Annotated in this window: 18 protein-coding genes and 1 tRNA gene; 11 read left to right on the top strand and 8 right to left on the bottom strand. The window is 59.5% G+C overall.

Annotated features, from left to right (window positions below):
• The first annotated feature begins 427 nt into the window (after nt 1–427).
• Entirely contained in the window at nt 428–1,126 is a 699-nt protein-coding gene (locus HPQ64_RS19720) for a CoA transferase subunit A (RefSeq protein WP_172890315.1), read from the top strand.
• A 19-nt stretch (nt 1,127–1,145) separates the two neighbouring features.
• Complete coding sequence (locus HPQ64_RS19715; protein ID WP_172890314.1) at nt 1,146–1,781, top strand: CoA transferase subunit B; 636 nt, start codon at nt 1,146–1,148, stop codon at nt 1,779–1,781.
• Between the two features lie 53 nt (nt 1,782–1,834).
• Here HPQ64_RS19715 and ftsH read toward each other — a convergent pair whose 3' ends face one another.
• From ftsH to HPQ64_RS19700, 3 genes are all read right to left on the bottom strand, one after another.
• The gene (ftsH, locus tag HPQ64_RS19710; protein ID WP_172890313.1) at nt 1,835–3,661 is read right to left on the bottom strand and encodes an ATP-dependent zinc metalloprotease FtsH; all 1,827 of its coding nucleotides are present in this window, start codon (nt 3,659–3,661) and stop codon (nt 1,835–1,837) included.
• A gap of 77 nt (nt 3,662–3,738) precedes the next feature.
• Complete coding sequence (locus HPQ64_RS19705) at nt 3,739–5,484, bottom strand: ABC transporter permease (protein WP_246270799.1); 1,746 nt, start codon at nt 5,482–5,484, stop codon at nt 3,739–3,741.
• Between the two features lie 93 nt (nt 5,485–5,577).
• Nucleotides 5,578–6,624, bottom strand: a complete 1,047-nt coding sequence (locus tag HPQ64_RS19700) for a Fe(3+) ABC transporter substrate-binding protein (protein WP_425483847.1) — start codon at nt 6,622–6,624, stop codon at nt 5,578–5,580.
• 599 nt (nt 6,625–7,223) lie between these two features.
• Here HPQ64_RS19700 and HPQ64_RS19695 point away from each other — a divergent pair.
• Nucleotides 7,224–7,796: a PAS domain-containing protein gene (locus tag HPQ64_RS19695; protein WP_172890311.1), complete on the top strand. Its 573-nt coding sequence runs from the start codon at nt 7,224–7,226 to the stop codon at nt 7,794–7,796.
• A 10-nt stretch (nt 7,797–7,806) separates the two neighbouring features.
• Nucleotides 7,807–8,967 carry a methyl-accepting chemotaxis protein gene (locus tag HPQ64_RS20665; RefSeq protein ID WP_172890310.1) on the top strand — a complete coding sequence of 387 codons (1,161 nt, stop codon included), beginning with the start codon at nt 7,807–7,809 and terminating at the stop codon, nt 8,965–8,967.
• A gap of 300 nt (nt 8,968–9,267) precedes the next feature.
• Here HPQ64_RS20665 and HPQ64_RS19685 read toward each other — a convergent pair whose 3' ends face one another.
• The 4 genes from HPQ64_RS19685 to HPQ64_RS19670 all read right to left on the bottom strand — a co-directional run bounded on the left by HPQ64_RS19685 (nt 9,268) and on the right by HPQ64_RS19670 (nt 16,008).
• On the bottom strand, nt 9,268–9,873 hold the full coding sequence (locus tag HPQ64_RS19685) for a class I SAM-dependent methyltransferase (RefSeq protein WP_172890309.1): 606 nt from the start codon (nt 9,871–9,873) through the stop codon (nt 9,268–9,270).
• A 108-nt stretch (nt 9,874–9,981) separates the two neighbouring features.
• Nucleotides 9,982–10,851, bottom strand: a complete 870-nt coding sequence (locus HPQ64_RS19680) for a c-type cytochrome (RefSeq protein ID WP_246270798.1) — start codon at nt 10,849–10,851, stop codon at nt 9,982–9,984.
• Nucleotides 10,852–11,078: 227 nt separating this feature from the next.
• Entirely contained in the window at nt 11,079–12,041 is a 963-nt protein-coding gene (locus HPQ64_RS19675) for a threonine dehydratase (protein ID WP_172890308.1), read from the bottom strand.
• Between the two features lie 121 nt (nt 12,042–12,162).
• Nucleotides 12,163–16,008 carry an ATP-binding protein gene (locus tag HPQ64_RS19670; protein WP_172890307.1) on the bottom strand — a complete coding sequence of 1,282 codons (3,846 nt, stop codon included), beginning with the start codon at nt 16,006–16,008 and terminating at the stop codon, nt 12,163–12,165.
• 363 nt (nt 16,009–16,371) lie between these two features.
• Here HPQ64_RS19670 and HPQ64_RS19665 point away from each other — a divergent pair, with 363 nt between their 5' ends.
• The 6 genes from HPQ64_RS19665 (at nt 16,372) to HPQ64_RS19640 (ending at nt 20,067) form a co-directional block, all read left to right on the top strand.
• A complete protein-coding gene (locus tag HPQ64_RS19665; protein ID WP_172890306.1) occupies nt 16,372–16,755 on the top strand; it encodes a phasin in 384 nt (127 codons plus the stop codon).
• Nucleotides 16,756–16,988: 233 nt separating this feature from the next.
• Nucleotides 16,989–17,498 carry a phasin gene (locus HPQ64_RS19660; protein WP_172890305.1) on the top strand — a complete coding sequence of 170 codons (510 nt, stop codon included), beginning with the start codon at nt 16,989–16,991 and terminating at the stop codon, nt 17,496–17,498.
• A 187-nt stretch (nt 17,499–17,685) separates the two neighbouring features.
• Nucleotides 17,686–17,762 (top strand) — tRNA-His (locus HPQ64_RS19655).
• A 380-nt stretch (nt 17,763–18,142) separates the two neighbouring features.
• Nucleotides 18,143–18,547 (top strand): helix-turn-helix domain-containing protein, encoded by a 405-nt coding sequence (locus tag HPQ64_RS19650; protein WP_172890304.1) that lies wholly within the window; start codon nt 18,143–18,145, stop codon nt 18,545–18,547.
• Nucleotides 18,548–18,712: 165 nt separating this feature from the next.
• Nucleotides 18,713–19,132: a hypothetical protein gene (locus tag HPQ64_RS19645; RefSeq protein ID WP_172890303.1), complete on the top strand. Its 420-nt coding sequence runs from the start codon at nt 18,713–18,715 to the stop codon at nt 19,130–19,132.
• A 380-nt stretch (nt 19,133–19,512) separates the two neighbouring features.
• Nucleotides 19,513–20,067: a GcrA family cell cycle regulator gene (locus HPQ64_RS19640; RefSeq protein ID WP_172890302.1), complete on the top strand. Its 555-nt coding sequence runs from the start codon at nt 19,513–19,515 to the stop codon at nt 20,065–20,067.
• Nucleotides 20,068–20,206: 139 nt separating this feature from the next.
• Here HPQ64_RS19640 and HPQ64_RS19635 read toward each other — a convergent pair whose 3' ends face one another.
• Entirely contained in the window at nt 20,207–21,763 is a 1,557-nt protein-coding gene (locus tag HPQ64_RS19635; RefSeq protein WP_172890301.1) for an AAA family ATPase, read from the bottom strand.
• 230 nt (nt 21,764–21,993) lie between these two features.
• Between HPQ64_RS19635 and HPQ64_RS19630 the strand changes: the two genes are divergently transcribed.
• Complete coding sequence (locus tag HPQ64_RS19630; protein ID WP_172890300.1) at nt 21,994–22,374, top strand: hypothetical protein; 381 nt, start codon at nt 21,994–21,996, stop codon at nt 22,372–22,374.
• Nucleotides 22,375–22,476 lie beyond the last annotated feature (102 nt).

Below are 22,476 nucleotides of genomic sequence, written 5' to 3'. Positions count from 1 at the left end.
GGGATAGGCCTTCACAGCCGTTGTATCAAGCGTAAAGGCGTCGCCATGCACCTGAGTTTCACCGTTCTGCAAGGGCGACCCTAGTTTGGTGGATTTGAAATACGCCTCATCGAAGCCGCAGCCTCCGGAGCGTATTTCAAATCCGGAAACCGCACTGGAAACACATATTCGCTCGTCACCCTTTTGAATCTGAAGTTCGTTCAGAGTGTGCTGGGAAATGAGACGAACTTCAGATTCGGCTACTCGCTTGTGATTGTGCGGCGCGGGCGTTATCACATGTCGCCATCAGGTCCACCGGACCGGACAAAGGCAGGGTGAGCTGTAGCGGAGCGGTTATGTTGCCGGCTGGGTTTGCAAGTGTTCGCGAAGCATGGCTTGCGGGCATCCCGTCGGTGCGGCGTTCCGGACCAACGCCAGGGAGACCCCTATGAATAAAGTTTATCCGGACGCGGCGTCCGCGCTGGAAGGCTATCTTTTCGACGGTATGACCATCATGGCCGGAGGCTTCGGCCTTTGCGGCATTCCCGAAAACCTGATCGAGGCGCTGCGTGACAGCGGCACCAAGGGGATCACGGCGATCTCCAACAATGCCGGCGTCGACGATTTCGGCCTCGGCCTTCTGTTGCAGACGCGCCAGATCAAGAAGATGGTGTCCTCCTACGTGGGCGAGAACGCCACGTTCGAGCGCCAGTACCTGAATGGCGAGCTTGAGCTTGAGTTCAATCCGCAAGGCACGCTTGCCGAGCGTATCCGCGCCGGCGGTGCGGGCATTCCCGGCTTCTATACCAAGACCGGCGTGGGCACGCTGATCGCGGAAGGCAAGGAGCACAAGGATTTCAACGGCGAGACCTATATTCTCGAAACCGGGCTCCTTGCCGATCTTTCCCTCGTCAAGGCCTGGAAGGCCGACAAGGAAGGCAATCTCATCTACCGCAAGACGGCGCGCAACTTCAATCCGATGATGGCGACCGCCGGCAAGGCCTGCGTGGTCGAGGTGGAGGAACTTGTGGAGGTCGGCGAGCTCGATTCCGACTACATCCACACCCCCGGCATCTTTGTCGACCGCATCATTGTCGGAAGCCACGAGAAGCGCATCGAGAAGCGCACCGTGCGTTCCGCCGCTTGAGATCACGGAGAAAAGCAATATGGCCTGGACCCGCGAAGACATGGCGAAACGCGCCGCGCAGGAACTGGAAGATGGTTTCTACGTCAACCTCGGCATCGGCATCCCGACGCTCGTCTCGAACTACATTCCCGAAGGCGTTCACGTGACGCTCCAGTCGGAAAACGGCATGCTCGGCATGGGCCCGTTCCCGACCGAAGACGAGATCGACGCCGATCTCATCAATGCCGGCAAGCAGACCATCACCGAACTGCCGCAGACGAGTTATTTCTCGTCCGCCGACAGCTTCGGGATGATCCGCGGCGGCCATATCGACCTGTCGATCCTCGGCGCCATGGAAGTTTCCGAAAAGGGCGATCTCGCCAACTGGATGATCCCGGGCAAGATGGTCAAGGGCATGGGTGGGGCGATGGACCTCGTCGCCGGCGTGAAGCGCGTGGTCGTCATCATGGACCACACCTCGAAGGCTGGCGATCCCAAGCTCCTGCCGGAGTGCACGCTGCCTCTTACCGGCGTTCACTGCGTCAACCGCATCATCACCAACCTCGGCGTCTTCGACGTCACGGAGGACGGCTTGAAGCTCATCGAGCTTGCGTCCGATGTCACGGTCGACGAGGTGAAGGAAAAGACGAAGGCAAAGCTCACCGTCGCCGTTTGACGGTGCATCGGTCTTCCTGAAAAAAGCCGGCCGCGGATCACCCGCGGCCGGTTTCATGTTTCCGCCGACTCTTTTACTTTCGCCGTTCCGGATTTCAGCGGCGGAAAATCCTCGTCCGTAAGCGTTTCCTTTTCCAGAAGAAGCTCCGCGCCTTCGTCGAGCTCAGCCCGGTGCTCGGTCAGGAGGGCGGTTGCCCGCTCGAACGCCGTTTCCACCCGTTCGCGCACGGCAAGGTCGATCTCGCGCAATGTTTCTTCCGAAACTTCGGGCCCGTCCGTGCCCGGCTGCCCCAGGAACGACTGGCGCTGCGCGGCGTAGACGCGGTTGCCCAGCGTTTCGTCCATGCCATAGCGCATCACCATTTCGCGGGCGATTTCCGTCACCCGCTGCAGGTCGTCGGAAGCCCCGGTCGAAATCCTGCCGAAGACTATTCTTTCCGCCGCACGCCCGCCCATCAGCACCGCCATGCGGTTTTCAAGGTCTTCCGTTGCCAGCAGGAAGCGGTCCTCGGTCGGCCGCTGCATGGTGTAGCCGAGCGCGCCAACACCGCGCGGGATAATGGAAATCTTGTGCACCGGATCGACGCCGGAAAGGTTCGCCGCGACGAGCGCATGGCCCATCTCGTGATAGGCGACGGTGCGCCGCTCGATGTCCGACAAAACGCGTGAATGCCGTTCCAGACCGGCCACGATGCGCTCCACCGCATTGGTGAAATCGTCCTGGGTAACGAAGTCTCCCTTGCGGCGGGTGGCCAGAAGTGCCGCTTCATTGACGAGATTGGCAAGGTCCGCGCCGCTGAAGCCGGCCGTGATCTGCGCCACCCGGTCGAGGTCGAGATCGGGGTCAAGCTTGATATTCTCGATATGGACATCAAGGATCGCACGCCGCCCTTTTCGGTCGGGCCGGTCGACCAGCACCTGCCGGTCGAAGCGTCCGGCGCGCAGGAGCGCGGGGTCGAGCACCTCCGGCCGGTTCGTCGCCGCCAGCAGGATGATGCCGGAAGAGGGGTCGAAGCCGTCCAGTTCGGCAAGCAGCTGGTTGAGTGTCTGTTCCTTCTCGTCGTTGGACTGCATCACGTTCAGGCCGCGCGCGCGCCCCAGCGCGTCCAATTCGTCGATGAAGATGATCGCCGGCGCCTGCTTGCGGGCCTGCTCGAAGAGGTCTCTTACGCGCGCCGCCCCAACGCCGACGAACATTTCCACAAACTCCGAACCGGAAATGGAAAAGAAGGTCACGCCCGCTTCGCCGGCGACAGCGCGTGCGAGCAGCGTCTTGCCGGTGCCCGGCGGGCCGACGAGCAGGATGCCCTTCGGCGCATGTGCCCCGAGCCTGCCGTAGCTTTGCGGGTCTTTCAGGAAATCGACGATTTCCTTCAGCTCTTCCTTGGCTTCATCGACCCCCGCGACGTCGGCGAAGGTTACCTTGGTATCGGATTCCACATAGATTTTCGCCTTGGACTTGCCGACGGTCATGAAACCGCCCATGCCCTGCTTTTCGGCGATTTTGCGGATGAAAAACATCCAGAGCCCGAAGAAGAAGAGGACCGGCAGCACCCAGGAGAGAATATTCGTCAGGAACGTGTCCTGAACCGTCCCGTTATATTGCACGCCGTATTTGTTCAGGAGTTCGGCAAGCGGCAGGTCGACGCGGTTTGTCGTGAAATACTCTTTTCCGCCGTCCCTGGGGTCCTTGAACCTGCCCTCGATCGTCTCCTGACGAACCGTTATTTCGGCGATCTTGCCGTCCTTCAGAAGCTGCTCGAACTCCGAAAAGGGTATGCTTTCGTAGGTGGTGTGGGTGATCCACCAGCTTTGGAACAGGAAGACGAGAAATATCGCTCCGGCTGCGTACCAGAAATTGATCTGGTTCTTCTTTTCCATGAAGCATTCCCCCTGATGATGCGAAGGAATCTGCCAGAAGCAGGTGGAATATAAAAGCTTTTCGGCGTGTGCGCAGCCTAGCTCACCCGGCTGCCTCGGCGGTTGCGGAAGGTGGCGGCGGAGGTGCGCGCGAGCAGGATCACAGGAACAAGGCCGACAAGCACGATGAGAAGCGCGGGCAGGGCCCCGTCCTCGAAAGCGCCGCGCGAAGCCGCATTATAGACCGTCGTCGCCAGCGTCTCGAAGTTGAAGGGCCTGAGCAGGATTGTCGCCGGCAACTCCTTCATGCAGTCGACGAAGGCAAGCAGCATGGCGGAAAGCAGAACGGGGCGGATCAGGGGCAGATGGACTTCACGCAGCGTTGTCAGTGAGTTGCGGCCAAGCGTGCGTGCCGCCATGTCGAGGTGCGGCGTCACCTTGCCGAGCCCGCCTTCCACCTGGCCGTAGGCGACGGCCAGGAAACGCACCACATAGGCATAGACCAGCGCCGCTCCAGATCCCACGATCAGGAGCCCGGTGCCGAAGCCGAAGAGCCGCTCCGTGACATCGTCGAGCGCATTGTCGAAGGAGGCGAGCGGCACCAGCAGGCCGACGGCCAGCACCGTGCCGGGTATGGCATAGCCGATTGAGGCCGTGCGCCCGAGAAGGCGGATGCCGCCGTTGCGGTTTACGCGCTGGGCATAGGTCAGCACCGTCGCCACGACAATGGTCATCACGGCGGCGGAAAGCGATAGCGTCAGGCTGTTCCATGTCGCCTGCAACAAGGCGGGGTCGGCAAGCGCTTCGAAACGGCGTGAGATGTAATCGACGAGCGGCCAGGCAGGGACGGCGAAACCGAGCGCGATCGGCGTGGCACAGGCTGCCCAGGCGAAGCCGGCGCGCGCTCCCGTCAGCCGGTAGCTCGGCAGGCCGATGTAGCGCGTCGTCGTCACGTGGAAGCGCTGCCTGCGCCGCGCGTGCCGTTCCAGCCACAGGAGCGCGAAGACGATGACGAGCATTGCGCAGGCAAGTTGGGCGGCACCGGCAAGCGAGGATCGGTTCACCCAGGTGTCATAGACGGAAAAGGTCATCGTCTTGACGCCGAAAAAGGTAACGGCGCCGATGTCGTTCAGGCACTCCATCATCGCCAGCGACAGGCCGACGACGATCGCCGGCCTTGCAAGCGGCAGCGCCACCTGGAAGAAAAGCCGCAACGGACCTGCGCCAAGCGTGCGCGACACGTCGAGCGTGCAGGCCGACTGCAGCAGGAATGTCGCCCGCGTCGTCAGGTAAACGTAAGGGTAGAGCACGAAACCCATCACGAAGATCGCGCCGCCCAGCGACCGGATTTCGGGAAACCAGTATTCGCGCGAGGTCTTGAAGCCGAAGACGGCGCGGATCGCCGCCTGCACGGGCCCGGTATAGTTCAAAACCTCGACGTAGGAATAGGCGACGATATAGGTCGGGACGGCGAGCGGGATCAAAAGCGCCCAGTCGAATATGCTTCGCCCCGGAAAGCGGCACATGGTAACGAGCCAGGCCGTGCCCACGCCCACCGTCAGCGTGATCGCGCCGACGCCGAGCATGAGAAGCGCGGTCGTCACAAGGGAACGCGGCAGCACGGTGCCGATGAGGTGCCCCCACACGTCGCCCGCGGGCTCCAGCGCCATCACCAGAAGGCTCGCCACAGGCAGCAGCATGAAACCCGCCACGACGCCCGCGAACACGAGCCAGACAAGGTCGGAGCGCGATATGGCCGTCAGCGCGCCGCCTTTCGCGGCTTCGGCGACAGGCACTCGAAAGGAGCCCGTCTTGTCAGGCTGCATGCGGGTGGCGTTGGTCATCTGGCGCGGGGGGTCCTGCGGCGGTTTCCTCTGAAACGAGTGATGCCGGGGTCAGCCCCGGCATCGTCGAAGTTGCAGGTTCAGGTCGAACGGTCAGCTTGCCGGGCCATCGTCATACCCGACCCTGTCGACCAGTTCGCTCGCGGTCTTGCGGTGCGCGAAAATCTCGGTAAGCGGCAGGTCGTCCGGTGTAAAGGAGCCCCAGGAGCGCACGAGTTCGGAGGCCTCCACCCCCGGCTTCACCGGGTATTCGAAATTCGCTTCCGCGTAGATCTGCTGCGCTTCCGCAGACGACAGATATTCCATCAGCTTGAGCGCTTCTTCGCGGTTGGGGGCGTATTTCGCCATCACCACTCCGGAGATGTTCACATGCGTGCCGCCTTCGGCGCTGGTCGGGAAAAGGATCTTGGCCGAATTCGCCCATTCCTTCTGCTCCGGCTCCTTCTCGTTCGTCAGCATCTTGCCCATGTAATAGTTGTTGCCGAGGCCGATGTCGCATTCGCCGGAATAGATGCCCTGCACCTGGCCACGGTCGTTGCCGGCGGGCTTGCGGGCAAGGTTGTCGCGCAGTCCGGCAAGCCATTCCTCCGCCGCCTTCTCGCCCTTGTGAGCGACTACGGAGGCGAACAAGCCAATGTTATAAGGGTGCTGGCCGGAGCGCGTGCAAATGCGGCCCTTCCACTTCGGGTCGGCCAGTTCTTCGTAGGTGATTGCGTTCTGTTCCACGCGCTCTCTGGAGGCGTAGACGACGCGCGCGCGGGTCGTCAGGCCGAACCAGTGGCCTTCCGGATCGCGAAATTCGGCGGGAATGTTCCCGTTGATGATTTCGGAATTTACGGGCTGCGTTACGCCGAGAGCTTTTGCGCCGTCCAGCCGGCCGACGTCGACCGTCATCAGGACATCCGCCGGCGAGTTTTCGCCTTCCGCCTGCATGCGCTGGGCAAGGCCCTTGTCGGCGAAAATGACGTTGGTCTTGATACCGGTCTTCTCGGTAAAGCCGTCAAGAAGCGGCTGAATAAGCTCCGGCTGGCGATAGGAGTAGATATTCACCTCGCCCGCGGCGGATGCGGGAAGCGCAAAGGCGGTGGCGGTCAGCAAACCGGCGGCTGCGGTCGCTAGGCGGCCCGCCAGGGTGGACATCGTCATTTCTTTCTCCACTCAATCAGGGGACAAGGCCCTGTTGTTGGTTTTTGAGAATGATTGTCATTCTCCATCAGGCGGCGGCAATCATATCGACAGCCGCTGCGCTGTCAATAAAAAGTAGAATGAATTCAATAGGTTGGAATTATTCTAAACTAACCTGAGCATTACCTTCCAGTTTTTTGATCACCCCCGCGCGCCTGTCGCTGCCGGTAAGGCTTTGACCGGCAAAACCATTTTTGCGGGACGCAGCAGTCGCACGCCGAGCGTTTCTCTCTTGTGAGTGTCATTGCGCAATGGCGTAGATAGGTCGAGCTTCCTTTCAGGCTGCGCTCCCCCCCTCATTCGTTGTCGGGCTCTGGTTCCGCGGTTGCGTGCCGTAGGGCCGTCAGGTCGCCTTCGGCGGCTTTCATGGGCGCAAGAATTCGGCCTTTCAGCGATGCGGACGCAGGCTTCGGGCGGGTCCCCGGTGTGGTTTATCCCCAAGTATTTCGGCGATTATGACAATATGTATTTTCACGTAGGTCGTCGTTAAGAAGTGTTTTACGCCGGCGCGATTATGTGAGTAGGAAAAATTACGGTGTTGGGTAAAGTAAAATATGACAAATACGCATGCGACAAAAGTATTCGATAATTCGAAAGGCCATGAAAAGTTTTTTAAGGATGATGAGATCATCGTCAGTAAAACGGATCTTAAGGGACGGATTACCTACGCCAACAGAATATTCTTGGATATCGCCGATTATTCCGAAAGGGAAGTCCTTGGCCAGCCGCATAGTATTATCCGGCATCCGGACATGCCGCGCTGCATTTTCAAGCTTCTCTGGGACAGGATTTCCAGCGGGCGTGAAATCTTCGCCTATGTGGTGAACCGCACCAAGTTCGGAGACCACTACTGGGTCTATGCCCATGTGACTCCAAGCTTCGATGTGCACGGTAATATCCTGTCTTATCACTCGAACCGCCGCGTTCCGGACAGGCAGGTGGTGACGGAAAAGATCATTCCGCTTTACGCGAAGTTGCTGGAGGCGGAGCGCAGTCACAAAAACGGCAAGGAAGGGTTGGCCGCTTCCGCGAAACTGCTTGAAAGCGTCCTCGCCGATATTGGTCTTGCCTACGATGAATTCATTGCCACACTCGGACACGAGCGGGCCCACTCTACCGCTGCTTGAAGGTAATCCCATGTTCTTCAGGACCAGAAAGTCCTCGATCCGTAAGGTTATCGATGTTTGCAAGCGTGTTGCCGCCGGTGACCTTGAGGCGCGCATCGTCGGTATTTCCGAAAAAGGCGAGATGGCGGAGCTTATGCATGCCGTCAATCAGATGATCGACCGGACGGATGCCTACTTGCGCGAATCCAAGGCCTGCCTCGAATATGTCAGCCGCAACCAGCATTTCCGGCTGATCTCGGAAAAGGGGATGGTCGGCAGCTTCCTGGAAGCATCGAGAACCATCAACGAGGCGACCCGGGCGATCAAGAAAAAGCACGATGGTTTTAGCCGGATCGGCAAGCGCTTCGACACCGAGATGCAGGCCGTGGTCGATACGGTGTCATCCGCCATCCGCGATTTGAACGGTGCTTCTGAAAACGTGGCGAAAGCGTCTGAAACGGCAAGCACTCAGTCGATGATTGCTTCTGCTGGCGCGGAGCAGGCTTCCGCCAACATGCAAAATGTTTCGGCCTCGGCGGAAGAACTCACCGGAGCGATCGGTGAGATCAACCGGCAGATGTCGGGTTCTGCGGAAACCGCATCGCGCGCGGTCGAGCGGTCGCGCCGCATGAATGCGGAAATCGAGGGGTTGTCCGCGGCATCCGCCAAGATCGGGGAGATTGTGCGGCTTATCAGCGATATCGCCGAGCAGACCAACCTCCTGGCGCTAAATGCCACGATCGAGGCCGCTCGTGCCGGCGAGGCGGGCAGGGGGTTTGCCATCGTCGCGCAGGAGGTCAAGGCGCTTTCCGGCCAGACCGCTGGCGCGACGGAGGATATCAGTCGCCAGATCGCGGATCTTCAGGAGGCGACGAACCGTGCCGTCGCCGCGAATGGCGACATCAGCGACACGATCCGGCAGCTAAGCGATATCGCGACCGCCATAGCTTCCGCCGTTGAAGAGCAAAGCGTGGCGACGGGGGAAATCGCGCGCAACGTCGAGCAGGGGGCCGCGGGCACGCGGGACGTCGCATCGGGGATGGAAAAGCTCAAGCAGGCCACCGATGAGACGAGGCAGGTCGCCGCAAGCGTGCAAACGGCGGCAGCCGTCTTGTCGGATCAGGAACGCCGCCTGCTTGGCATGCGCACGGAATTGAGCGATTTCGTGGCGCAAGCCACTAGGGTCGGCTGAGCCAGGCAGATAGGTCGGGTGGTGCCGGGCGGGAAGAAGGAACCGGCTTGCTGTATCTCTCCTTTTGTCACGCCAGAGGTCGAGCCCTCTCGTGACGCCGCACGCGGTGTCCCTTCTATCGTCATGCGCGGGCTTGACGCGCGCACCCAGGAAGCGCTCCCGCATGGCATGGTGTTAAAAATGGGTCGCCGGGTCTTCGCCCAGCGATGAAGAACCGAAAGGTTTTACCGCGACACTCCTGTCATCCCCGTGAAAACGGGAACCTCCCTTACACGCTGTGTCCTTTCGTCGTGCAAATCCTCATCCGCGCAGCAAGGCCACCCACGTCCAGGTGACGCCGGCTGCACGGTTAACGGACTGGATAGAGCCTCTCTCTTCTGCTCGCAGAACGGCAAAGCCTTCGGCCTCTGCATTTTTCAGCGTTTCGTGCGTGTCGATGGGGAAGACCGGCCGGTCCGCCGCGCCCGGCCCGTGGCGGAGAGAGAGGACGGCGAGCCCGCCCGGCCGCAATATCCCGACGAGCGAGCGCATGGCGTCTTCTTGAGCGTCACTGTCAAGGTGCTGCCACACGCCGTTCAGCAGAGCCATGTCAAACGGCCCTCTGGTTCGAAGCGTGCCAAGGTCGGGCAGGCGGTCGTCGAGCCAGTCGATGGAAAGCCTTCGGTGCAGCTTCTGTCCTGCAAGGCGAAAGGGCGCGACAGGCTCCACCGCCGTGACGCGGTGGCCTTCTTCCGCGAGCCAGGCCGCATCCCGACCTGTCCCGGCGCCGATATCGGCGATGCGGGAGGGCTCGACAGGCAGAAGATCAATCACGGGTGCCAGCACTTCCGCCGTTGCCACTGCCTCATAAGGGCCGATCAACGCTTCAGCCGCAGCGGCGTAGCCGCGGACGATGGTGTGGGTCATGCCGCGTTGCTTGTGGTCATTCCAGGCCCGATGCCGTCCTTCGCCAGAGCCGCCTCCCATCCTCCCCCTCATGCATGATCGCCGTCAGACATCTTTCGCGAAACAGACCTAATGCTCCGACGTTTGAGGGGGGATGCTTCGCAGATAGGCGACCATGGCATTGAGGTCCGGCTCGGTGATATTGGCGTAATAGCCGAAGCCCATCGGCGGCAGCAGATGGGACCCGTCCCGGCTGACGCCCTTGGCGATCGCCGTCTTGATTTCCTCGTCGCTCCATTCGCCAAGGCCCGTTTCCTTGTCAGGCGTAATGTTACGCGAGACGGAAACGCCCCATGGGCCGGGAAACTCATTGCCGCCTGCACCCAGCCTTTCGAAATCCGGATGGCCATCTTCCTTCAGCGGCGTATGGCATTCCATGCAATGAGAAATCGTCACGAGGTATTCGCCGTAGGCAAGGTGGTCGTCGGGCGAAGGTGCGCTCACGCTATCGATCGGCGGGCCATAGGCAGGTGGAAGCGGAATATTGTAGCTGGAGGTGGGAACCTCGTTCTTTACCGGCGCCACGCTTCGGATATAGGCCACGATCGCCGCGAGATCCTGGTCGGACAGGGCGCGGTAGAAGGGTATCGGCATCGGCGGTCCGATCAGCGTCCCGTCGGGTCTCAGTCCCTCGCGGATGGCTTTCGCCAACTCCGCATCGCTCCACGCTCCGATCCCCGTCCCGTTATCCGGTGTTATATTCGCGGCATAGGCCTTGAAGGGCTCGACGTCGAAAACGAGGCCGCCGGCCAGTTCGCGTGAAAAATCCGGTCCGTCCGGTCCTGCCAGCGTGTGGCAATTGCCGCAGGCGACCGGCCCGTTTATCAGATACTCGCCCCGCTTGATCAGGGTGTCGTCGGATGACGCAGCGGCAGGATCGATGACGAATAAAAGACTTGCGACGGCGGCCGGCAAGAGCATTCGAGGGCAGCTGGTCATGAAAAATTTCCTCCGCACGGCGGCACACATGGCCGTCCGCGTGGATGATAATTGCGGGCCGCCTAAAAAAACATACAAATGAGGGGTTCCGGTGCGGTGGAATTAAAAAAGAACTTGAGTTCCCTTTTTTTCACCCTGAAGTGCCTGATTTGGAACTTTTTCGCCTTTTTCCGCCATGAGGGAATAAACACCTGCCGGCGACAGGGGATAGGTGCGCCGGCGCAGGTTCATATCTCCGGCGTTTCGCCCTCGAGCACCTTCGCGAAAACCTCGCGGTCGACGTTCTGGCCGCTCAGCACAATGCCGGGCACGGAGCCCCGGTTTGCATCGGCGAGCAAAGCCGCAAGTGCTGCGGCGCCGGCTCCCTCGGCGATATTGTGCGTCGCGCGGTAGTAAAGGCGCATCGCTTCCGCGACATCGTCCTCGCTCACGCGGATAACGTCTTCCGCGCCCGCGCGGATAACCGCCAGCGCTTCCTCCGAAGGGCAACGCACCGCCATTCCGTCGGCGAAGGTGCTGGCGCTATCCGTTTCCCTGTAATCTCCCGTCTCGAAGGAGCGGGCATAAGCATCCGCCTTCGTGGAAACGACGCCAATGATTTTCGTCTTGAGGCCCAGGGCGTCGCGCGCGGATATCATCCCGCAAATGCCGGAGCCCAAGCCGATCGGCACATAGACGACGTCAAGCTCTGGAACGGCGCGCAGGAATTCCAGCCCGTAGGTCGCAACCCCGCGGACAAGATCGGCGTGGAAACTCGGCACGAAGTGCAGATGGTTTGCTTCGGCAAGCTCGAAAGCGTGCGCCTTTGCCTCGTCGAAATCCCGCCCGTGCTCCACCAGCGTGGCCCCGAAAGCGCGCATAGCCGCGTTTTTTTCCGCTGAGTTGCCGTACGGTACGACGATGGTGCAAGGCAGGCCGAAGCGCCTCGCGGCAAAGGCCAGGCTCTGGCCGTGGTTGCCGCGCGTAGCGGAGATAATTCCCTGGCCCGTCGTGCTGTGGTTGGCAAGCGTCTTGAGGTAGACGAGGCCGCCACGCACCTTGAAAGCGCCAATCGGCGTATGGTTTTCGTGCTTGACCCAGACCGGCTTGCCAACGGCCTCCCCAAGCAGGGGCCATGCGTATTGCGGGGTCGGGGATATCGCGCCGTAGATGATCTTCGCGGCGTCTTCCATGGCGGCCAGGGTTAGCATGCTGAACCTGCTAGAAAATTCTCTCCGGCGGGGTCGGCCAACGGACTTGATTTGCCGCGCCAACCGGATTTCCGAATACACGAGGTTGAAGCGTTTTCGCTTTCAGGTCAATGCCTTATCGCTATTCGGCGAGCACCCTTTGCGGCGGAAAGGTAATTTCGACAAGCGTGCCGTGACTTGGCTCGGAATCGATGCGGAATGCCGCCCGGTTCGCCTCCACAAGCGCTTTCGTCAGCGGCAGGCCGAGGCCGGTTCCCCCGCCGTGGCGGGCGGTGTGGAGCTGTCGGAACGGCTCCAGCGCCATCTGCAAGTCCTTGGGGCTCATGCCAATTCCCGTATCGCGCACCCTGAGCACGACTTCGCCTGTGTCTTCCAGCGCGCTTGAGACGATCACCTGGCCGCCGGGCTGGTTGAACTTTATGGCGTTGGAGAGGAGGTTCAGGATCACCTGCCTGACCGAGCGGCCGTCCGCGACGATATTCGGTACGGAACCGGGGAGGCTTGCGCGGATAATCACACGCTCGCGGTTGGCCTGCGGCTGCATCAGTGCGACGCACTCGCGGATGATGTCGTTTGCCGACACAGATTCGAAGCTCAGATCGAGCTTGCCCGCCTCGATCTTGGAAAGATCAAGCAGGTCATTGATAAGGCTCATTAAATGAGAGCCTGAGGTATGGATGTCGCGCAGGTATTCCTTATAGCGGTCGTTGCCGATCGGGCCGAAGCGCTCTTCCATCATCACCTCGGAAAAGCCGATGATGGCATTGAGCGGGGTGCGGATTTCGTGGCTGATCTTGGCGAGGAAATCCGATTTCTGCGAACTTGCGTTTTCCGCCTGCCGCTTGGCGTCGGTCAGTTCCTCTTCCGCGGTTTTCCATTGGGTGATATCGCGCAGGACGGCGCAAAAACGCGGCGAGCTCGGGTCTGTCCCGATCCTGCCCAGGGTCATGAAAAGCGGGATAAGCCCTCCGCCGCGCACGCGTCCGATCACCTCACGTCCGTCGTTCAACACCGACGCGACGCCGTTTTTCGCAAGACCCTCGATATAATCCCTGGCATCCCGGTGGCTTTCCGGCGCCAGATACTCCATGAGCGATGTGCCTACCATCTGCTCGCGGGCTGCGTCGAACAGCGCTTCCGCCGAGCGGTTGACCTTCAGGATCGTCGCCTGATCGTCGAGAACGAGCACGCCGTCGGTCGCCGTTTCCAGCACGGTGTCAAGCTCGGCAACCTGTTGTTCCGCTTCACCGAGCGCGGTCTGCACCATGTGCAACTGGTCGAAAGCGGCTTCCTGCAGCGGGTCATGACGGTCGAGCAGCGACATCATGAGCGCATGACCTTCGCCCCAGGGTACGGCGTGAAGCCGCGCTTTCACGGGTTTTGTGCCGCCGTCGGCAAGTTTTACCCGCATTGTCCGTTCAAAGGTTTTTTCCTCGCTGTCCGTTGCGGGCCAGTCTTCGGGCTCCGCAAAGAGAGCCTCCAGGCCGCCTGCGCGATTAAGCGCGCCAAGGTCCCGATGGCCCAGCAGCTCAAGAAGCGCACGGTTCACATAGAGGACGTCGGGCTCGCGAATGATCGCGACGCCAATCGGAAGCCGGTCGAGAAGCTTTCTGTCGATCGCGCCCGGCTCCGCAAATGCGTTCACGCCGTTCTCCGCCGCCGTCTCCGCTTCCTGGTAGGCCGTCAGTTCCGCTCCGCCTTCCAGGTCTTTTCCGGCCTGAGATTCCAGGTTTTCCGTTTCGTCTCTTCTATCCGGCCAAGGCTCCGGCGTGCCGCCTTCATCCGGCTGCTCCGCCAGTTCGATCCCGGAAAATTCACGGCCGCTTCCCTCCGGGGATTTGCCGTTGTCATCCTCGGTGTCGTCTGTTTCCTCGTGTCCTTCGTCGCGTGCGCCCAAAATGCCTTCTTCGGCACTCTCGCTCGCCGCGCCAAGGGTCTCCGCGATCTTGGCGAATGCCTCGCGCTCGGGTTTTGTAAGCCGGGAGGCTTCTTCCTTGTAGATTGCCCGGGCCGCTCGTTCGGCCCTGAGGGCTTGGGCCTTCAGGCCTTCATCCCCTTCGTCGTCGTTTTCTCCTGCTTCACCATGCGTCGACTGCCGCGAGGCGGCGCCTTCGCTGACATCGGACGTTTGCGTTTCATCTTCGCCGGTCAGATCTTCGCCATCGGCTGCGGGCATCGGCGGCCAGGCTTCAGCATCGGAAACGTTTTCCGTTGCGGCGCTATCTTCGCTTTCGGGCTCTTCACGGGCCTCGTCGTCGAACGGGAATTCCCGAGGATCGAACGCCGCCGGGCGGGCCTCTTCCCCGGATTGCTCCGGGCCTTCGGGCTTCTCAACCGGTAACGGGTCTGCTTCCACTGCCGAAAGGCCGCTCATGTCGAAGGCGGAAGATGCTGCCGTAAAAGCTTCGCCTGCGTTGTCCGCGCTTTCCTCGGAAAACTGGTTTTCCTCGGGCAACTTGTTCCAGCCGAGGTTCAATCCCCTTCCTTCGGGATCGTCGATCGCATCCGCTCCCCGGCAGACGCCGAACCCGCGAAATCCTTCGAATACGCGTCTTCGGTCGAAAGCGGGCAACGCAGCCATATCCACCGGAACGCGAAGGGCCTCTCCGCTAACGGGCCAGAACACAGTTCGCCCGCTCCAAGTATCGCGCCGTGCCAACGCTCTGGCGATATCCTTGTCGCGATCGATGCCGAATTGTTCTGCGACCTCTTCCCATGTCCTGCCGACCACATCGGCGGCCTGCGGGCCCAGAACAGTCTCGAACTCGGGCGAAATGAAAGTAAAGCGCCGGTCTATATCCATCTTCCAGGCGAAGCGGACCGGTCGTCCGTGACGGGAGAAGGCAAAGCCGTCATCCGGCGTATCTTCGTCCGACGTGTAGGCGTGTGCAAGGCCTGTCAAGGGCCCGCTTTCATCATCTGCCTTGGACGGCGAGGTTGTCTCGACAATGTCCGGTTCGTCGCCATTGTTGGTTTCCGGAGAGACCTCGACCTCCGCTCCGCTGTTTGTTTCATCCGCAAAGTATTCGGTTTTCCATGCGGTGTCGCCGCCGTCTTCAGATCCTTGATCCGTTGCGGATGGCGCATCGTCTGCGGGGTGATCGAGGTCTTCGTATTCGTTGTCGCTCGCAAAGGTTTGGGCCGCCGTATCGGTTGGTCCGGCCGATTCCCCGCCTTCCTCGCCGCCCGCTTCGTCGGAGGCTTCTGCCGGTGTAACGGTACTGTCGGGTTTGTCCACGGCCGCTTCTGCAGCTTCAACTGAAACGATCCCGGTCACCTTGTCGGGATTGTTATTCCGGTCGGCCGCGGGCTTCGCCGTATCGATTTGCGAACAGACGACGAGGATGGCGCTCCCGTCGTCAAGGGCGACGAGGGCGGCTTCATGATTGTTGTCGCCACAGGTGATTGTTCCGAAGACGGGTGAGCGTTTGCCGGATGCGATAAGCGAGAGCACGGCTTCGGGGTGCGGAGGCTCCAGGTCCCCGCAAGCGCCTGTCGTATGGCCGCTCCGGTCCACAAGGAATGTCGTATCCCGTTCTCCGGCCAGCAGCCTGCAAAGACCCAAGGCGGGATCTGCCTTGGAGTTTTGCTGGATATCGGTCGCTTCTGCCGCGACGATGAGTGCGGCATTGCCGCCGCCGGGCAGCGTCATGCGGCGGCAAAAGCAGGTAAGGATCATCACCCGTAAGCCGCGATAGAATCTCAAACGCTCGATGCTGTCGCGTTCGGTCGAGCCGGATGCGGCGATACGCGCGATGTGCGGGCGGGCGGGCGAGCGTGACAGACCGGATAATTGCGAAAGATCGCGCAGCGACCGTGCGCCGAAAAAAGCGGCTCCCGCTGCATTGGCCCAGACGATCGACCGTCCGTCTTCCGTCCATAGCCAGGCCGGGCGTTCGTCGGTCAGATAGGCGCTCGCCGCGGCAAGTCCGCTCAAAGCCAGATAGCTGCGAGTGAGACCGTCCATCTAAGCCAGCTCCGCCTCTTTCCTGTCGTCCGGTTCGCGATGCTCTCTTTGGGAGAGCAAGGGTGCACTACGTGTCGGACACTCATAAGACCGGTAAACAGGAAGTTAATATCGTGTCCGTGTCGAGTCGTCCACGCATGGCATTCCTGTGTGACCGTCTCTTGTTGCTACGTGGTTAACGGGGGAGTGCGCGCAACAAGATTGAATATGGGTGCTTGCGCGCACATGCGCATCTGTTGGACACTGGGTCGGAATTGCCTGAATTGCCGATCAGCATGTCATTGTCACATCGATCGGCGGCAGGTCGACTCCAGGCGGCCGGCGTAGCCGCCGGCCCGCAAGCCAGCAGGAGGTGCCAGGATCATGGCAGACAACCAGCCCGGTTTCGAAATTCCCGAGCAGATGCGCGAGTTCGCCGACAAGAGCATGGACCAGGCCCGCAAGGCGTTCGACGATTTCATGTCCGCCACGCAACAGGCGGTCACCAAGGTGGAAGGGTCGACTTCCGCCATGCAAAGCGGTGCCAGCGACATCAACAAGAAGGCAATGGAATATGCCGAAGAGCATATGAATTCCGCCTTCGATTTCGCACAGAAGCTCGTACGGGCGGGCGACGCGAACGAAATGCTCGAGCTGCATAAAGAATATATGCGCAAGCAGATGGAAACACTTGGCGAGCAGGCGCGGGAATTGAGCGACAAGGCCAGCAAGACGGCCCAGGACGCCTCGAAAGCTTCCAAGCCCTGAATGTGGCAGTCCCGTGAGTGATGGTTTGCGCGGGGTGTAAACTGCGCATCGGCGGGGCAATTTCCGGTCTTGAATGGTGCATTGCAAAAAAATGTTGCAATGCACAATAACCTCCCCTATATTCCGAGTGCGGATGACGGCGACCCTTGGATTTGTCGGGTTCGGCCGGCGGTCTTTTCAAGGCTCCAATCAGCCAGGACCGCATCCGACGAGACATGACAGGAGATCACATCATGACCGAGAACACCCAGACCACTGCCTCCAAGACGGCGCGCACCAAATCCACCAAGTCCGCTGCGGCCAAGACCGCGCTTCCGAACTTTGAGGCGTTCGCCATGCCGAACGTGGAAATTCCGGGTGCTGCCCGTGAATTCGCCGAAAAGTCCATCGAGCAGGCGCGTGACGCCTATGCCAAGGTGAAGACTGCCGCCGAAGAGGCGACCGACCTTCTGGAAGACACGTTCCAGACGACACGTCAGGGCACGATCGACTTCAACGCGAAGGCGCTGGACGTCGCCAAGGCGAACACCGACGCGACCTTCCAGCTCCTGAAGGACCTGATGGGCGCGAAGTCGGTTGCTGAGGCCATCGAACTGCAGTCGAGCTTCGCGCGCACCCAGTTCGAAACGTTTACGGCCCAGGCCAAGGACATGCAGGAATTTTCGACTAAATTCGCTACCGAGCTTTCCGCTCCGGTGAAGGACGCGGTTGAAAAGTCCGTAAAGTCTTTCAAGGCGGCCTGAACGGGCTGACGCCGTTTGAGGCAATTCGAGCCTGAATATCGAGAACCCGGGTCTTTCGGCCCGGGTTTTTGTTTGCGACGAGCAGCGCGGTAGGTGTTGCAAGCCTTGTGGAGAACGGCGTGAAAGGCGGCTTCAAGCCTCTTGCATTCCTCGGGATTAGCGCTTAGTTTCCGCGCCATTCGCGCATGCAGACGTAGCTCAGTTGGTTAGAGCGTCGGATTGTGGCTCCGAAGGTCGGTGGTTCGAATCCACCCGTCTGTACCATCCTCTCAAAAATTTCCGCTTTTCAAATCCAGAGCGTGCTGGTCGCTGGCCGTGGCGGCATTCAGGCTATTTTTGTTCGCACCCGCTGTTGAAATATTGCCTCAGAAAATGTCGTCGGAATGTTTGCAATCTTGGTAAATGCGCGCGGGTTCTCTTATGTGTCTAATGACGTTTCGTCAGTAGTAATATTTACCAATCAAATTAATGTAAAAACTTATGTTTTTGCTTGGTGATATTTACCATTAATAGCCTCGTTTGTTGCGAAGACATAAACGCTAACAAAATACTGCGCCCATGAATCGGTGGTGACGTACGCTTAACGAATGTGAATCGGCGGCGTCGGAATACCCGAACAGGGGGCGGATTTGTCGTCGGGAATAGTGAATCCGGAAGAAACCCGGAGCGCACGGTTTCGTGCGCTTCGGCTGTTGAGTGCGTACTACGAACTGACGCTGCAACTGCGGGAGCGTTTCGGCGCGCAGGACCCCGTGGATCTCACCATGCTCGTTTTGATCGCGCTCGGTGATCTCGGTTCAGTGCCGATGGATGCGGAACTGCTCGCGGAAAAGCTTGCTTCCTCCCGTTCGACGGTGGATCGCCGGCTGCGACCGTTTCTGGATGAAGGTGTGGTCGTGAAGGAGCGGGAGGGCAAGGCCACGGTCTTCAGGCTTGGTGCGGATATCCTGTGGAACCCGACGCCGCCGCAGGGGATGGCCGTGGATTTAACGGAAGAAATGGTCCATACGCTGATGGACCTGATTTTCGAACTGCTCAATGAAGAATAACGGCTCGGTATGCAGCGCGACGGCAAGTCCACGTTTTCCGCAGCAAATGCATATCCGCAAGCCGGATGGTACGTTCAAGACATTGCGATTTTCCCGATTGAAGAATGCGGCATATTTTTTGTGTTTCTTCAAAATGACGAACGATCGCAATGGGACTAATGCGGAATGAACATCCATCACCATAAGTTATCTTCTGAAGCGCATAGCATTCTCCGAATATATGAGATGTTTTTTAGCCTTACATTCCGTTTTATGGAGGAATACAAAGTAAATGAATTTAGTATGCTTATGATAATTACGACAATAGCGATTGCCAACTCCAACGAACTTGAAGCGGATCTGGATTTAATCTCGGAGGAAACGGACATACCTTATTCCACAGTGCGCCGGAAAGTGGAGAGAATGTGCGAAGAAGGAATCTTGTCTGTTAAAAAATCAAAAAGCCGATTGACTTATGAATTGTCGAAGGAAATTCCGATTGCGCATCCGAATCAAGTGATTGATAAAGTGAACAAGAACTTTAAGAGAGAAGTCTCTGACATCGTTATTCGTGAAATAAAGAACATGATCCTTGAGAATAAATAGTAGATTCCAAATTGAAAATCGTTATTCATTGACCGATTAAGAATTTGTTCATTATGATTTACATGTGGTTGGGGACTACAGTTAAATAAGGCAACTGTCGGAATTTTAGTTCATGGCGTAATTCGACAATCGGTGGCGTGTTACCCGCCGTAGCCTGGCGCCTGCAACCTGAACATGGATCGTCGCGTATGCCCGTATGGAGCCGGAAGGCCTTCGTCCGGGAACGGGAGGCCCTTGCCCGGTGCGAAGCCTGTCGCGAGATGGCGCGTTTTGGATCGGGCGGGATGGAGCGTTGTCTGCCATCGCGGTTGGCTTGCGCCGAAGCGGGGCGGCACTGCGGGGTCTTCCAATACGCGTCTTGCGCGAATGGGATATGACAGATGGTCTGGACGCCGGAACGTGAAGATCTCTTGAAAAAACTGTGGCTGCAAGGTTTGAGCGCCAGTCAGATCGCTCGGACCATGGATTGCTTTACCCGAAATGCGATCATCGGCAAGGCGCACAGGTTGAATCTTCCCAAACGATCCCCGGTGACGCGGTCGAGCCCAAAGCCGCGCCGCCTTCGCGCAAAACCAACGCTTGCCCGTATAGGCAGCATGACAAAAGCGGGCCCACGTTTGCCTGCGCAGCATCGCGAGGTCGGTTTGAGTGCAGGGCGCGCGCTGGATTGCGAAGCTTTCATGCCGCAAAGCGGTGGCGGCATTGCTCTGACGGAAACGCATACGATCTTGATGGAACTGAAGCATAACACCTGCAAATGGCCTATCGGCGACCCGGGCGATCCGGAATTCCATTTTTGCAGCCTGAACGTGGACAGCGGCAAATCCTATTGCGAATTTCACCATCGCCTCGCCTACCGTCCGCTGCGCGGCCGCAAGGAGAGGAGGGAAAGCCGGCTGGAAGAGCAGGAATTCGTGAAAGCCATGGCGAGTTAGCCCGTTGCCGGCGCATGTGCTCTCCTGAGATTGGGCGCCGGCAGGATATCGCCCTGAAATTTGCTCCAATATATTGGTATCGGGCCGATTTCCTGTCACGAAGGTGGCCCCGCCCTCACGGAGCGCATCAGGGCCAGATTCACTGCGGACCAATGCCAAGGTTCTCGCGAATTTTCGCTTGAATCTCGTCAATTCCCGGCGAGGCATCGATGCATTGCCAGTCGATCCGGCCAAGGTCGTAGTTTTCCTGTAAAACGACGACCTTGGCTCCCGCGTCCGACGCGTCGCCCTTGCGGGTCTCGACGCGCGATAACTTGATTTCGCGCGGGGCATCGAGCCATATCCCGGTAAATGGAACCTCAAGAGCGCCCGCAAGCCGCTCTGCCGCGCCGCGTTCTTCCGGACGTGCGAACACGGCGTCGAGTATCACGCTGTGGCCGTTCGCAAGACAGCGGTCGGCGGCGTTCAGCATGAGACCGTAAATCTCCGCTTGCGCTTGCGCGGTGTAGGCTTCCGGCGGTGCGGGGGCCGTTTCAGACAACCCTAAACGGTGTTTGCGGAAAACGTCGCTCCTTAAAAGAACCGCACCCGGAGGATGGCCGGCGAAAGGCGCGAGAAGCCGGGCCTGCGTCGTCTTGCCGGTGCCGGAAAGTCCGCCGAGTGCAAGGAGCCGCGGCGTGTGCGGCTCCATGAATTGTTCCGCACATTCAAAGTAACGCTTTGCCGCGTCGACCGCCGCGGGCCGCATATCCTGAGGTTGATGGGGAATTGCTACGGCGGTTACCTTGGCGCGGATGGCCGCGCGGACCATCAGGAAGAACGGCAGAGCGGCCAGTGCGTCATAATCCGCCGCATCGCCTCCAAGCACGAGATAGCGGTTGAAGACGCGGTTGGCGGCTGTATGTTCTCCGCGCTCCCAAAGATCCATCAGCAGGAAAGCAAGATCGTAAAGGATATCGCCGGTCGCGATCGTATCGTCGAATTCCACCGCATCGAACAGCGCTGGCTTGCCTTCGATCAGGACGATGTTGCCAAGATGCGCATCGCCGTGGCCAAGCCGCACCTTGCCCTGGCGGTCGCGCGCGTAAAGCAGGTCGGCAAGCCGGAGATATGCCTCGCGCGCTTTTAATGAGAGCGCCTCGGCGCGATGCGGCGGAAAAAGATCCGGGTCGGCGCGAAACGCCTCGTCATTCTGGTCGAGATAACGGCCGAGATCGGCGATCCAGGCCGCGGCGTCCCGCACTTCCGCTTTCGAGTGGGCTTCGACCATGATCTCGGCCAGTCCATCGGCCAGAGCGTCGTCGATGCCGTGTTGATCGGCAATCCGATCAAGCGTTTTCGTTTCGTCGAAACGATGCATGACGACCAGCCAGTCGACCGTTTCTCCGTCGCCGCAAATGGCGAGGTTGCCGTCGTCGTCACGCGTCACGGGTTCCGTGCCCAGGTAGATATCAGGCGCGAAGAGGCGGTTGCGCTCGATTTCGCGGTCGCAAGCCGCCTTGCGCTTTTCAAGGGTTGAGAAATCCAGGAAGGGGAAGCGCACCGCCCGCTTCAGCTTGTAGGCCTTTCGCCCCACAAGGAAGACGATCGCCGCGTGGGTGTCGATCCGTTTGACCGTCGTACCGCCATGGTTTCTTCCATCACCGAGATAGGCGATGATGCTTTTCTGGCGTGATTGTTCCCCGGATACCGTCACCGCAAATGCAACCCTTTGAATTGGCGCTGTTTGGAACAATATGTCTTAGGCAGGATCAAAGAGAAAGATTCGGACCGCTACGGAATATCACGCTCGAATCACTGCCCAAGGTAAAATGACAAATGGTTGCAGGCGTTTGACATTTGTCATTGTCGCGGCGGGGGCGGTTGAGCAATTAGGGTCTGGACCCCAGGTAATGACAACCACTTAAATCCGGAGGAAGGCCTGATATGGCAACGCATCTTGGCTTGAAGAAGATACGCCTCAACCTGGCGAGAACGAAGGAATATCCCAACGGATCGGCGCATCACGGGTATGAATTCCTCGCTCCGCTCGATGCCGACGATCATATCGACGCCACACAATGGAAGATGCATCGCAAGAACTGCCGCGTCCGCCGTTTCTGGGGTGATGAGGAAGAGGACATCGGCCACCTGATGCATCGTCCCGGCGGGTCCTGGGCCTTTCACTACGATATCGATGGAGATGAGGACGACGAGGCGGGCTACCGCTTTGGAAGTCATGCGTTTCGCCCCGGCGAATATGTGTCGATACGCGACGAGGATGGCGATTTGCATACATTCGTCGTCGTTACAGTCGACGACGTTTGAAGGCTTATAGGGGCCAGGCCCTGGGCGTCTTTCTCCGGGTTGACGAGGATCAAGGTTTGTGAGGGCGAAAACGCTAAAATTCCGGGCAGCAGGCGGCGCTAA

The organism is Hongsoonwoonella zoysiae (assembly GCF_013266695.1).
Classification (GTDB): Bacteria; Pseudomonadota; Alphaproteobacteria; order Rhizobiales; family Stappiaceae; genus Hongsoonwoonella; species Hongsoonwoonella zoysiae.
This window is presented reverse-complemented; position numbering and strand designations above follow the sequence as displayed.

What these genes read in the sequence shown, in the direction of transcription:
- HPQ64_RS19720 (WP_172890315.1), top strand. Translation starts at nt 428, where the DNA reads ATGAATAAAGTTTATCCGGACGCGGCGTCCGCGCTGGAAGGCTATCTT.
- HPQ64_RS19715 (WP_172890314.1), top strand. Translation starts at nt 1,146, where the DNA reads ATGGCCTGGACCCGCGAAGACATGGCGAAACGCGCCGCGCAGGAACTG.
- ftsH (WP_172890313.1), bottom strand. Translation starts at nt 3,661, where the DNA reads ATGGAAAAGAAGAACCAGATCAATTTCTGGTACGCAGCCGGAGCGATA.
- HPQ64_RS19705 (WP_246270799.1), bottom strand. Translation starts at nt 5,484, where the DNA reads ATGACCAACGCCACCCGCATGCAGCCTGACAAGACGGGCTCCTTTCGA.
- HPQ64_RS19700 (WP_425483847.1), bottom strand. Translation starts at nt 6,624, where the DNA reads ATGTCCACCCTGGCGGGCCGCCTAGCGACCGCAGCCGCCGGTTTGCTG.
- HPQ64_RS19695 (WP_172890311.1), top strand. Translation starts at nt 7,224, where the DNA reads ATGACAAATACGCATGCGACAAAAGTATTCGATAATTCGAAAGGCCAT.
- HPQ64_RS20665 (WP_172890310.1), top strand. Translation starts at nt 7,807, where the DNA reads ATGTTCTTCAGGACCAGAAAGTCCTCGATCCGTAAGGTTATCGATGTT.
- HPQ64_RS19685 (WP_172890309.1), bottom strand. Translation starts at nt 9,873, where the DNA reads ATGACCCACACCATCGTCCGCGGCTACGCCGCTGCGGCTGAAGCGTTG.
- HPQ64_RS19680 (WP_246270798.1), bottom strand. Translation starts at nt 10,851, where the DNA reads ATGACCAGCTGCCCTCGAATGCTCTTGCCGGCCGCCGTCGCAAGTCTT.
- HPQ64_RS19675 (WP_172890308.1), bottom strand. Translation starts at nt 12,041, where the DNA reads ATGCTAACCCTGGCCGCCATGGAAGACGCCGCGAAGATCATCTACGGC.
- HPQ64_RS19670 (WP_172890307.1), bottom strand. Translation starts at nt 16,008, where the DNA reads ATGGACGGTCTCACTCGCAGCTATCTGGCTTTGAGCGGACTTGCCGCG.
- HPQ64_RS19665 (WP_172890306.1), top strand. Translation starts at nt 16,372, where the DNA reads ATGGCAGACAACCAGCCCGGTTTCGAAATTCCCGAGCAGATGCGCGAG.
- HPQ64_RS19660 (WP_172890305.1), top strand. Translation starts at nt 16,989, where the DNA reads ATGACCGAGAACACCCAGACCACTGCCTCCAAGACGGCGCGCACCAAA.
- HPQ64_RS19645 (WP_172890303.1), top strand. Translation starts at nt 18,713, where the DNA reads ATGAACATCCATCACCATAAGTTATCTTCTGAAGCGCATAGCATTCTC.
- HPQ64_RS19640 (WP_172890302.1), top strand. Translation starts at nt 19,513, where the DNA reads ATGGTCTGGACGCCGGAACGTGAAGATCTCTTGAAAAAACTGTGGCTG.
- HPQ64_RS19630 (WP_172890300.1), top strand. Translation starts at nt 21,994, where the DNA reads ATGGCAACGCATCTTGGCTTGAAGAAGATACGCCTCAACCTGGCGAGA.